The sequence below is a fragment of the Pseudomonas sp. DCB_AW genome, assembly GCF_026240895.1.
GTDB classification, from domain to species: Bacteria; Pseudomonadota; Gammaproteobacteria; order Pseudomonadales; family Pseudomonadaceae; genus Aquipseudomonas; species Aquipseudomonas kermanshahensis.
The window spans coordinates 1-11429 of the sequence record NZ_JAPFCE010000106.1 but is presented as its reverse complement, the minus strand read 5'-3'; the positions used below and the strand labels follow the sequence as shown (position 1 = coordinate 11429).

The window sequence follows — 11429 nt, the reverse complement described above, 5'->3', positions numbered from 1 at the left end:
CCGCTCCCACACGTAAACCTGAAACCTGTGGGAGCGGGCTTGCCCCGCGAAAGGGCCATCATTGATTTACGCCAATCCCCGGCTATGCGGGAACAACAAGTCGATGAACCGCTCAGCCGTCGGCTGCGGTTCATGATTGGCCAGGCCGGCGCGTTCGTTAGCCTCGATGATCACGTACTCCGCCTGTTCGGCATCACGCACCATGAAGTCCAACCCCACCACCGGAATTTCCAGCGCCCGTGCCGCGCGCACTGCCGCATCGGCCAGCACGGGGTGCAGGCGCTCGGTCACGTCCTCAAGGGTGCCACCGGTGTGCAGGTTGGCAGTACGCCGCACCGCCAGGCGTTGGCCGGCAGGTAGCACGTCGTCATACCCCAGCCCCGCCGCGCGCAGGGTGCGCTCGGTTTCATCGTCAAGCGGGATGCGGCTTTCACCGCCGGTCGCGGCCTGGCGCCTGCGGCTCTGGGCTTCAATCAGCGCGCGGATGTCGTGCTTGCCATCACCCACTACCTGGGCCGGGTGGCGTATGGCAGCTGCCACCACTTCAAAGCCGATCACCACGATGCGCAGGTCAAGGCCGGCATGGAAGCTCTCCAGCAGCACACGGCTGTCGAACTGCTTGGCGTGGGCCACTGCGTGGGTGAGCTCTTCGAGGGTGGTGAGGTTCACTGCCACCCCTTGGCCTTGCTCGCCATCCACCGGCTTGACCACCACTGCGCCATGCTCGTCGAGAAACGCCAGGTTGTCGTCGGCGTTGCCCGCCAGTTGCTGCGCTGGTACACGCAGCCCCGCATTGCTCAGTGCTCGCTGGGTCAGGCACTTGTCTTGGCACAGGGTCATGGTCACGGCGCTGGTCAGGTCGCTTAGCGACTCACGGCAGCGAATGCGGCGCCCGCCCAGGCTCAAGGTGAACAGCCCGCCTGCGGCGTCTTCGACCTGCACTTCGATACCACGGCGCAGCGCCTCGTCGACAATGATCCGTGCATAAGGGTTAAGCCCTGCTTCAGGGCCGGGGCCGAGGAACAGGCGTTCGTTGATGCCGTTCTTGCGCTTGACGGCGAAGGTCGGCAGGTTGCGAAACCCGAGTTTCTCGTACAGGCGCTTGGCCTGGCGGTTGTCATGCAGCACCGACAGGTCCAGGTAGGCCAGGCCGCGGCTCATGAAGTGCTCGATCAGGTGGCGCACCAGCACTTCACCCACGCCAGGGCGGGTGCAGTGCGGGTCTACGGCCAGGCACCACAGGCTGCTGCCGTGCTCGGGGTCATCAAACGCCTTGGCATGGTTAAGGCCCATGACGCTACCGATCACCGCGCCGCTGTCTTCATCCTCGGCCAGCCAGTAAACCGGGCCGCCGAGGTGACGTGGCGTGAGCCGGTCAGGGTCGACCGGCAACATGCCGCGCGCTTGGTAAAGGGTATTGATCGCCTGCCAGTCCCCCAGGTTTTGCGCCCGCCGCACGCGAAAACCGCGAAACACCCGCTGCGCCGGGCGGTAGTCGGTAAACCACAGGCGCAGGGTGTCGGAGGGGTCGAGAAACAACTGCTGCGGCGCCTGCGCCAGTACCTGCTGCGGCGCGGCCACGTACAGGGCAATGTCGCGCTCGCCAGGGCGCTCGTCCAGCAGTTGCTCGGCGAGTGAGACGGGGTCTGGGTAGGTATGGCCAATCAGCAGCCGGCCCCAACCGCAGTGCACGGCACGTGGCTGGTCGTGGGGCTCGCTGCCATCGCCGGCCAGGCGCGCCTGCAAACGCTCGTAGGACGGTGCCTGGCCGCGCAGCAGGCGCTGGCCGTAGGCGATTTCGTGGGCTTTCATCGGTCAGATTCCTTGTTCGCTCAGCCACAGGTTGAGCGCCGCCAGCTGCCACAGCTTGGAGCCTCGCAGCGGCGTCAACTGGCCGTGCGGGTTGCTCAGCAAGCGGTCGAGCATGGCCGGGTTGAACAGCCCTCGGTCTTGGCTGGGGTCGGTCAGCAGTTCGCGCACCCAACCCAGCGTCGCGCCTTCCAGGTGCTTCAGGCCTGGGACCGGGAAGTAGCCCTTCTTGCGGTCGATGACCTCATGCGGGATGACCCGTCGGGCGGCCTGCTTGAGCACCTGTTTGCCGCCATCGGGCAGCTTGAAGCGTGCTGGGATGCGTGCCGACAGTTCCACCAGGCGGTAATCGAGGAACGGCGTACGCGCTTCCAGGCCCCAGGCCATGGTCATGTTGTCGACCCGCTTGACCGGGTCGTCGACCAGCATCACCGTGCTGTCCAGGCGCAAGGCCTTGTCGACCGGGTCGCTGGCGCCAGGGCGGGCGAAGTGTTCGCGGACAAAGTCACCGGCGGCATCGCTTTCCAGCAGCCAAGGGGCTTGCACGGTGTCACGGTACTCGGCGTGGCTGCGGTCGAAGAACGCGTCGCGGTAGGCGCCAAAGGCATCCTCGGCGCCATCCACCTGTGGGTACCAGTGGTAGCCAGCGAACAGTTCGTCGGCGCCTTGGCCGCTTTGCACGCCTTTGCAGTGCTTGGCCACTTCCCGGGACAGCAGATAGAAGGCAATGCAGTCATGGCTGACCATCGGTTCGCTCATGGCGCGGAAGGCGGCCGGCAGCTGGTCGATGATTTCATGTTCGGCGATGCGCAACTGGTGGTGGCGGGTGCCGTAGTGGCGGGCGATCAGGTCGGAGTACTCGAACTCGTTGCCGCGTTCGCCGCCGGCATCTTCGAAGCCGATGGAGAAGGTCGACAAGTCGTCCACACCGGCTTCACGCAGCAGGCCGACCAGCATGCTGGAATCGACCCCGCCAGACAACAGCACGCCAACGTCCACCGCAGCACGCTGGCGGATCGCCACGGCATCACGGGTGGCGTCGAGCACGCGGGTGGTCCAGCCTTCGAGGTCCAGTTCACGCTCGTCGGGGTGGGCGCCGTACTGCAGCTGCCACCAGGTTTGGCGTTCGATTTCGCCGTGGCGGTCGACGCGCATCCAGGTGCCCGGCTCAAGCTTTTGCACATTGGCCAGCAGCGTGCGCGGCGCGGGTACCACGGCGTGGAAGTTCAGGTAGTGGTTGAGCGCTACCGGGTCGATCATCGGGTCGATGTCGCCGCCCTTGAGCAGGGCAGGCAGGGTCGAGGCAAAGCGCAGGCGCTCGCCGTTGCGCGACAGGTACAGCGGTTTGACGCCAAGGCGGTCGCGGGCCAGGAACAGGCGCTGGTTGTCGCGCTCCCAGATGGCCAGGGCGAACATGCCATTGAGCTTGGGCAGCAAGGCCGCGCCCCAGGCGTGGTAGCCCTTGAGCAGCACTTCGGTGTCGCCATCGGACCAGAACGTGTAGCCCAGGTCTTGCAGCTCCTGGCGCAGTTCGGGGAAGTTGTAGATGGCGCCGTTGAAGGCCAGCGACAGGCCGAGGGTGTTGTCGACCATTGGCTGAGCCGAACCGTCGGACAAGTCCATGATTTTCAGCCGGCGGTGGCCGAGGGCGATCGGGCCCTGGCTATGGAAGCCCCAAGCGTCCGGGCCGCGAGGCGCCAGATGGTGGGTGATGCGCTCCACCGCGGCCAGGTCGGCCGGGCGAGGGGCTTGGTCGAGGGGGGTGAAACGTAACTCTCCTGCTAATCCGCACATAAGTCCTTACCGGTTTTTCCGTTGGGGAGGCGGTGCCCAGAATCAGGGCGCCGTAAGGAACTGACCGGTGAGGTTTGCAGGAGTTTTAGAACGATCTGTTATATGGGGGAGGGTGCTGGGTGTTTGGTTTGGCATTTGTTGCGCCGGTGAGATCGAGCGCCGCACGCGCGGCGCTTCGCAGCACAAGGCTGCTCCTACAGGTGTATGGCGCGATATCGAGCCGGACAAACAAGGCGGTCGCGCGCCGCCTTCACAGGCGTGACTGGCCCGAAAAAGAGGTAGCAGCAGCCTTGTGCTGCGAAGCGTCGCGCAAGCGGCGCTCGATCTCACCGGCGCAACCTATCCCCAGCCATGCACCCCAGCCCTATCACTTACCCCGAACCAACCTGCGCAAGGCAAACCGGTTCGGATGGCACGCCTCAGCCACTGCCCGTGGCACCGGCAGCGGCTCCCCGCACACCCAGGCCGCAATCAATTCGCCCGACAGCGGGGCCGTGATCAACCCCCGCGACCCATGCCCGCTGTTCACATACAGCCCATCGAGCCAAGGGCACTCCACCTCCGGCACCTGCCGCGCGTCCTTGCCCAGCACGGCGAAGGCTTCGGCAAACGCCTGCGGGTCGGCCATGGGCCCGACGATTGGCAGGTAATCCGGGCTGGTGCAGCGAAACGCCGCCCGGCCCTGCAACTGCTCAGGGTCGAGTGCAGCGGTGTCCAGGCGCTGGGCCAGGTCCACAGAAATATCGTCCAGCAGCGCCAGGTTGCCCTTGTGCTCGGCAACGGTCGGCGCCAGGTCGTCACTGTGGAAGTCGAAGCTGGCGCCCAGGGTGTGTTCGCCCTCGCGCGGCGGCGCCACATAGCCGTCCGCACACACCACCGTACGCAGGGCGCGGCTGCTGTCGGTGGCCGGCAGGCGGGTGATCTGCCCGCGGATGCGCTTGAGCGGCAGCTGTGCGCAGGGTGCGAAATGCCGCACATCTGCAGCACCGGCCAACACCACCAGCGGCGCGCAGGCCAGCAAGCGTTCGCCGTCCCAGGCCTGCCACAGGTGATCGACCTTGCGCAGTTCGATCACCTCATGGTGCACCCGAAGCTGGATCCTGGGGTGTTGCAACTGCGCCTGGCACAAGGCCGGCGGGTGTACCCAGCCGCCTTCCGGATAGAACAGGCCACCTGCAGGCAATGCCACCCCGGCGATGGCTTCGGCCTGGTCACGGTCAAGTGCGTGCAGCAGGTCGTGGTCGAACGCCTCGGCCAGTTTGCCCTGGCGTTCGGCCTCCTTGCTGTCGAACGCCAACTGCAGCACCCCGCAAGCATCCCAGTCGCGGCCGCGCTGCAAGTGCGCTAGCTGGCGCCGGGTGTAGCCGAAGCCGGCCAGGATCATCTGTGAAAGGGCCGTACCATGGGCAGACAGCTTGAGGTACAGCACCCCTTGTGGGTTGCCGGAGGCTTCCTGAGCAGGCGCCGCATGGCGCTCCAGTACCGTGACCTGCCAGCCACGCCTGGCCAGGCTCGCGGCACTGGCACTGCCCGCCAGCCCGGCACCGATCACCAGCGCCTCGCGTGGCCCCGCAGCACTGCGCGGGCGGCCATACCAGGGCACCTGTTTACGCAGGGCGGTCGGCCCGGTGTAGGCACCGCTCATCACCTCCCACTTTTTGCCAATGCCCGGCACCTTCTTCATGGCGAAGCCAGCCTCGACCAGGCTGCGCCGCACCCAGCCGGTGGTGGTGAACGTGCCCAGCACGGTGCCTGGGTGTGACAGCTGCGCCAGTTGCGCGAACAGCTCTGGGGTCCACATGTCGGGGTTCTTGGCCGGGGCGAAGCCGTCGAGGAACCACACGTCGATGCGCGCATCAAGCTGCGGCAACTGCTCGAGCACATCGCCAATCAGCAGGGTCAGGGTCACCCGGCCGTTGGCGAAGGTGAACTGCTGAAACCCTGGGTGCACAGCCACGTACTGCTCAAGCAGTGGCTCGGTATAGGCCGCCAGCTCTGGCCACAGGCGCACCGCCCGGGCCATGTCGTCGTGGCCGAGCGGGTACTTTTCGACACTGACGAAATGCAGGCGGGCGTCGGCGTGGGCGTGCTGGTCGAATAACTGCCAGGCGCAGAAAAAATTCATGCCGGTGCCGAAACCGGTTTCGCCGATCACCAGGCAGGTGTGCGGCGTTAGGTCGGCGAAACGCTCGGCCAGGCGGGTCTGGCCGAGGAAGACGTGTTTGGTTTCTTCGATGCCTTCGTTGACGGCGAAGTACACGTCGTCGTACTGCCGCGAATGGGGGCGGCCCTGGTCGTCCCAGTCGATCTGGGCATGTTGGAGGAGGGTGGACATGGTGGGCTCGGTTGCAGCGGATGCGGGATTTTATGCCATCTGCGGTTTTTACGCTGGTTGCACGAACACAGCCCCAGCACAAATCCGCTAGTCTTGGTTATCCAATGAAGGAGCCACTGCATGTTCGAATCCGCTGAAATCGGTCACAGCATCGACAAGGAGACCTACGACGCCGAAGTGCCCGCCCTGCGCGAGGCGCTGCTCGAAGCCCAGTACGAGCTCAAGCAGCAGGCGCGCTTCCCGGTGATCGTGCTGATCAATGGCATCGAAGGCGCCGGCAAGGGCGAGACGGTCAAGCTGCTCAATGAGTGGATGGACCCGCGCATGATCGATGTGCTCACCTTCGACCAGCAGACCGACGAAGAACTCGCCCGGCCACCGGCCTGGCGCTATTGGCGGGCCTTGCCGCCGAAAGGGCGGATGGGCGTGTTTTTTGGCAACTGGTACAGCCAGATGCTGCAGGGCCGTGTGCATGGGGTGTTCAAGGACGCCGTGCTCGACCAGGCCATCACCGGTGCCGAACGCCTGGAGCAGATGCTGTGCGACGAAGGCGCGCTGATCATCAAGTTCTGGTTCCACCTGTCCAAGAAGCAGATGAAAGCCCGCCTCAAGGCGCTCAAGGATGACCCGCTGCACAGTTGGCGCATCAGCCCGCTGGACTGGCAGCAGTCCGAAACCTACGACCGTTTCGTGCGCTTTGGCGAGCGGGTGCTGCGCCGCACCAGCCGTGACTACGCGCCCTGGCACGTGGTCGAGGGGGTCGACCCTTACTACCGCAGCCTGGCGGTGGGGCGCATTCTGCTGGACGGCCTGCAAGCCGCCCTCGCCAACAACCCCAAGGGCAAGCACCAGGGCAACGTGGCGCCGTTGGGTCGCAGCATTGACCAGCGCAGCTTGATCGGTGCCCTGGACATGACCCTGCGCCTGGACAAGCAGGATTACCAGGAACAACTGGTCACCGAGCAGGCACGCCTGGCTGGCCTGCTGCGCCACAAGCACATGCGCCGGCATGCCCTGGTGGCGGTGTTCGAAGGCAACGACGCGGCCGGCAAGGGCGGCGCGATCCGCCGCGTGGCGGCGGCGCTGGACCCACGCCAGTACCGCATCGTGCCGATTGCCGCGCCCAGCGAAGACGAACGCGCGCAACCGTATCTGTGGCGTTTCTGGCGGCATATTCCGGCGCGGGGCAAGTTCACTATCTTCGACCGCTCCTGGTATGGGCGGGTGCTGGTGGAGCGGGTCGAGGGCTTCTGCAGCCCGGCCGACTGGATGCGTGCCTACAGCGAGATCAACGATTTTGAAGAGCAGTTGGTGAATGCCGGTGTGGTGGTGGTCAAGTTCTGGTTGGCGATCGACCAGCAGACCCAGCTGGAGCGGTTCGAAGAGCGTGAGCAGATCCCCTTCAAACGCTACAAAATCACCGAGGACGACTGGCGCAACCGCGAAAAGTGGGACCTGTATACCGAGGCCGTGGGCGACATGGTCGACCGCACCAGCAGCGAGATCGCGCCCTGGACACTGGTTGAGGCCAATGACAAGCGCTGGGCCCGGGTGAAGGTGCTGCGCACCATCAACGAGGCGCTGGAAGCAGCGTTTGCCAAGGACAAGAAATAGCCACCTGTGCCCGTTGGTCATTGGGGCTGCTGTGCAGCCCATCGCCGGCAAGCCGGCTCCCACAGGTGGGGCGTGGATCTTAGGAGGCGGTGTATCTGTGGGAGTCGGCTTGCCGGCGATGGGGCGCGCAGCGGCCCTTTCGGACTGCCCGTCCAGCCATGCCGCGGTGGAATGACCTGATGAATTCTTTTCCCGGCACTTAGCCCCGCGCCAGCCGCCAAGCCCGTAGAATCCAAGCACCCCCACCACGGGCTTGATCGAGGGCTTTATGCACACCACTTCCGGACGCTGGGTCTATGGCCTGCTTTTGGCACTTCTGACCGCGCTGCTGTGGGGCATCCTGCCGATCAAGCTCAAGCAGGTGCTGCAGGTGATGGACCCGGTCACCGTCACCTGGTACCGCCTGTTGGTGTCTGGCGGGCTGTTGTTCGCCTGGTTGGGGGCCAAGCGCCAGTTGCCCTCGTTCGGCAAGCTCGGGCCCAAGGGCAAGGGGTTGGTGGCTGTGGCCGTGCTTGGCCTGATGGGCAACTACGTGCTCTACCTGATCGGCCTCAAGCTGCTTAGCCCTGGTACCGCGCAACTGGTGGTGCAGGTAGGCCCGGTGCTGTTGCTGGTGGCCAGCGTGTTCGTGTTCAAGGAGCGCTTCAGCCTGGGGCAGGGGCTGGGCCTGGTGGTGTTGATCGGCGGTTTCGGGCTGTTCTTCAACCAGCGCCTGGAAGAGCTGCTGACCTCACTCGGCACCTACACCACTGGCGTGCTGACCATTTTGCTGGCGACCAGCATCTGGGTGTTCTACGCCTTGAGCCAGAAGCAGTTGCTGACGGCATGGCATTCGCAGCAGGTGATGATGGTGATCTACCTAAGCTGCGCCGCGCTGCTCACGCCTTGGGTGCATCCACTGGAAGCGTTGCAACTGACGCCGCTGCAAGGCTGGCTGCTGTTGGCCTGCTGCCTGAATACCCTGGTGGCGTATGGCGCCTTTGCCGAGGCACTGGCGCACTGGGAGGCCTCAAGGGTGAGCGCGACGCTGGCGTTGACGCCGTTGGTGACCTTTGTGGCGGTGGCGCTGGCGGCCTGGGTGTGGCCCGACTATGTGCATGCCGAGGACATCAATGCACTGGGGTATCTGGGGGCGGTGACGGTGGTGCTGGGGTCGGCGCTGGTGGCGCTGGGGCCTTCGTTGGTTGCCGGTTGGCGTGCCAGAAAGGCACGGTTGGCGCAGGTCCATCAATAGCATGCGCTAACCACCGTCCTTGTAGGAGCAGCCTTGTGCTGGTGTAGGAGCAGCCTTGTGCTGCGAAGAGGCCAGTGAAAATAGCGAAAATCACTGTGTTTGCACCGGCCTCTTCGCAGCACAAGGCTGCTCCTACAGGGGAGGGGGGATCGGGTCAGCCTTTACCGCCCGGCGCCAGCATGTTCTCCGGCCTGACCCACTGATCGAACTGTTCATTGGTCAGGTACTTCAACGCCAACGCCGCCTCGCGCAAGGTCGTGCCTTCGGCATACGCCTTCTTGGCAATCTCCGCCGCCTTGTCATAGCCAATATGCGGGTTCAATGCCGTCACCAGCATCAACCCCTGCTCCAAGTGCGCCGCCATCTGCTCGGCATCCGGCTCGATCCCGGCCACGCAGTGCTGCTGGAAGTTGCGGCAGCCATCAGCCAGCAGTTCGACCGACTGCAGCAGGTTGTGGATGATCACCGGTTTGAACACGTTCAACTGCAAGTGGCCTTGGCTGGCGGCAAAACCGATCGCCGCGTCGTTGCCCAGCACCTGGCAGGCCAGCATGGACAGTGCCTCGCACTGGGTCGGGTTGACCTTGCCGGGCATGATCGAGCTGCCCGGCTCGTTGGCCGGCAGGCGCACTTCCGCCAGCCCCGTGCGGGGGCCGGAGCCAAGCAGGCGCAGGTCGTTGGCGATTTTCATCAAGGCCACGGCCAGGGTCTTCAGCGCCCCCGCCAGGCTGGTCAGCGGTTCATGGCCGGCAAGGGCGGCGAACTTGTTGGGCGCGGTGACGAATGGCAAGCCGGAAAGGGCCGCCAGCTCGGCCGCGATGGCTTCGGCAAAGCCGTGTGGCGCGTTCAGGCCGGTACCGACGGCCGTGCCGCCCTGGGCCAGCTCGCAGACTGGGGGCAGGGTGGCGCGAATGGCGCGCTGGGCGTAATCGAGCTGGGCGACGAAGGCCGAGACCTCCTGGCCGAAGGTGATCGGCGTGGCGTCCATCATGTGCGTACGGCCGGTCTTGACCAGTTTGAGGTGGCGCGCCGACAGTTCGGCCAGCCCCGAGGACAACTCGGCGATCGCCGGCAGCAGTTTTTCATGCACCGCCTGGGCCGCGGCAATGTGCATGGCGGTGGGGAAACAGTCGTTGGAACTCTGCGAGCGATTGACGTGGTCGTTGGGGTGCACGGGCGTCTTGCCGCCACGGCCCTTGCCGGCCAGTTCGTTGGCGCGCCCGGCGATGACTTCGTTGACGTTCATGTTGCTCTGGGTGCCGCTGCCGGTTTGCCAGACCACCAGCGGGAACTGATCGTCATGCTGGCCGTCGAGCACTTCGTCGGCGGCCTGCTCGATCAGCCGGGCGATATCGGCCGGCAGGTCGCCGTTGCGGTTGTTGACCCGTGCCGCGGCTTTCTTGATCAGCGCCAGGGCGTGCAGCACCGCGAGCGGCATGCGTTCCTTGCCTATGGCGAAGTTGATCAGCGACCGCTGGGTCTGCGCACCCCAGTAGGCGCCCTCAGGAACTTCGACCGGGCCCAGGCTGTCTGTCTCGATACGGCTCATTCTGCGCTCACTCCTTTGTGGTTCGAAATCGCAGTTTAGGCCCTGATTCGACAGAGCGGTTCCATCGCTCGTCGTGCCCACTTGAGCACATCGCCACCACAGCGCAGAATGCTCTACTCTGAGGTACCCGCCTCCCTCTCTTGAAGGAAATGCAATGACCCGTCTCCGTGTCCTTTGTGCCGCCGTCGCCCTGGCCTGTGCCAGCGGCCAGGTACTCGCTGCCACCGCCAGTCACAACGCTGCCGCCGAGAAGTTCCTGACCCTGGCCAACGCCGACAAGCTGGGCACCCCGGTCTATATGCAGGTCCAACAAATGTTCGCCCAGCGCTTCGCCCAAACCAAGGCGCCTGCGTCCAAGCAGCCAGTGCTGCAAAGCTACCAGGCCAAGGCCAACGCCGCCCTGGACAGCGCCATCGGCTGGAACAAGCTGAAGCCGAAAATGGTCGACCTGTACACCGCCACCTTCACCGAGGCCGAGCTCAAGGACCTGGTCAAGTTCTACGAGTCGCCGCTGGGCAAGAAAGTCCTGCGCGAAATGCCTAAGGTTACCCAGCAGTCGGCCCAGCTGACCCAGCAGAGCCTGGAGCCTGCGGTACCGGTGGTCAACAAGCTGCTCGAAGACATGACCAAAGAGCTCGACCCGAACGCTGGCAAGGCTGCCGCCCCCGCCAAGAAGTGAGTAACGCGTGATGAGCATGCAGCACCGCATCGAGCAACAATTGGCCGCGCTGGCGCCGCAACACCTGGAAGTGCTCAATGAAAGTCACATGCACAGTCGTGGTCAGGAGACCCACTACAAGGCAGTGATCGTCAGCGAGCAGTTTGCCGGGCTGAACAGCGTCAAGCGTCACCAGAAGGTCTACGCCACCATGGGCGAGCTGATGGGCCAGATCCACGCCCTCGCGATCCACACCTACACCGCTGAAGAGTGGGCCAAGGTCGGGGTCGCACCGGCCTCGCCGGTGTGTGCGGGCGGCGGGCACTGAATCCTTTTTGCCGTTCTGGTAGAATCTGCAACATCCGGGGGGCCGCTTTGCGGCCCTTTCGCGACACAAGGCCGCTCCTACAGGGGTTATGCGTTCCCGCTGTAGGAG

Annotated in this window: 8 protein-coding genes; 4 read left to right on the top strand and 4 right to left on the bottom strand. The window is 64.9% G+C overall.

The window, feature by feature from the left end; translation table 11 throughout:
- Positions 1 to 66: 66 nt before the first annotated feature.
- The 3 genes from ngg to mnmC form a co-directional block, all read right to left on the bottom strand.
- Positions 67 to 1812, bottom strand: coding sequence for an N-acetylglutaminylglutamine synthetase (ngg, locus tag OO306_RS26890; protein ID WP_265970303.1), 1746 nt, complete (start codon positions 1810 to 1812; stop codon positions 67 to 69).
- A gap of 3 nt (positions 1813 to 1815) precedes the next feature.
- A complete protein-coding gene (locus OO306_RS26885) occupies positions 1816 to 3603 on the bottom strand; it encodes an N-acetylglutaminylglutamine amidotransferase (RefSeq protein ID WP_265970302.1) in 1788 nt (595 codons plus the stop codon).
- A 367-nt stretch (positions 3604 to 3970) separates the two neighbouring features.
- Positions 3971 to 5938, bottom strand: a complete 1968-nt coding sequence (gene mnmC / locus OO306_RS26880) for a bifunctional tRNA (5-methylaminomethyl-2-thiouridine)(34)-methyltransferase MnmD/FAD-dependent 5-carboxymethylaminomethyl-2-thiouridine(34) oxidoreductase MnmC (RefSeq protein WP_265970301.1) — start codon at positions 5936 to 5938, stop codon at positions 3971 to 3973.
- Between the two features lie 120 nt (positions 5939 to 6058).
- On the opposite strand from mnmC, the gene pap reads away from it, so the two are divergent.
- A complete protein-coding gene (gene pap, locus OO306_RS26875) occupies positions 6059 to 7552 on the top strand; it encodes a polyphosphate:AMP phosphotransferase (RefSeq protein ID WP_027595934.1) in 1494 nt (497 codons plus the stop codon).
- 268 nt (positions 7553 to 7820) lie between these two features.
- Positions 7821 to 8786, top strand: a complete 966-nt coding sequence (locus OO306_RS26870) for a DMT family transporter (RefSeq protein WP_238215169.1) — start codon at positions 7821 to 7823, stop codon at positions 8784 to 8786.
- Between the two features lie 154 nt (positions 8787 to 8940).
- Here the strand turns inward: OO306_RS26870 and OO306_RS26865 are convergent, their stop codons facing one another.
- On the bottom strand, positions 8941 to 10335 hold the full coding sequence (locus OO306_RS26865; protein WP_027595936.1) for a class II fumarate hydratase: 1395 nt from the start codon (positions 10333 to 10335) through the stop codon (positions 8941 to 8943).
- 154 nt (positions 10336 to 10489) lie between these two features.
- Between OO306_RS26865 and OO306_RS26860 the strand changes: the two genes are divergently transcribed.
- Positions 10490 to 11014 (top strand): DUF2059 domain-containing protein, encoded by a 525-nt coding sequence (locus tag OO306_RS26860; RefSeq protein WP_027595937.1) that lies wholly within the window; start codon positions 10490 to 10492, stop codon positions 11012 to 11014.
- A 10-nt stretch (positions 11015 to 11024) separates the two neighbouring features.
- Positions 11025 to 11321, top strand: a complete 297-nt coding sequence (locus OO306_RS26855) for a BolA family transcriptional regulator (protein WP_085272798.1) — start codon at positions 11025 to 11027, stop codon at positions 11319 to 11321.
- The last annotated feature ends 108 nt before the right edge of the window (positions 11322 to 11429 follow it).

Excerpts from the sequence above, each read along its gene's own strand:
- OO306_RS26860 (WP_027595937.1), top strand. The coding sequence starts at position 10,490 with ATGACCCGTCTCCGTGTCCTTTGTGCCGCCGTCGCCCTGGCCTGTGCC.
- OO306_RS26865 (WP_027595936.1), bottom strand. The coding sequence starts at position 10,335 with ATGAGCCGTATCGAGACAGACAGCCTGGGCCCGGTCGAAGTTCCTGAG.
- OO306_RS26855 (WP_085272798.1), top strand. The coding sequence starts at position 11,025 with ATGAGCATGCAGCACCGCATCGAGCAACAATTGGCCGCGCTGGCGCCG.
- OO306_RS26885 (WP_265970302.1), bottom strand. The coding sequence starts at position 3,603 with ATGTGCGGATTAGCAGGAGAGTTACGTTTCACCCCCCTCGACCAAGCC.
- mnmC (WP_265970301.1), bottom strand. The coding sequence starts at position 5,938 with ATGTCCACCCTCCTCCAACATGCCCAGATCGACTGGGACGACCAGGGC.
- OO306_RS26870 (WP_238215169.1), top strand. The coding sequence starts at position 7,821 with ATGCACACCACTTCCGGACGCTGGGTCTATGGCCTGCTTTTGGCACTT.
- pap (WP_027595934.1), top strand. The coding sequence starts at position 6,059 with ATGTTCGAATCCGCTGAAATCGGTCACAGCATCGACAAGGAGACCTAC.
- ngg (WP_265970303.1), bottom strand. The coding sequence starts at position 1,812 with ATGAAAGCCCACGAAATCGCCTACGGCCAGCGCCTGCTGCGCGGCCAG.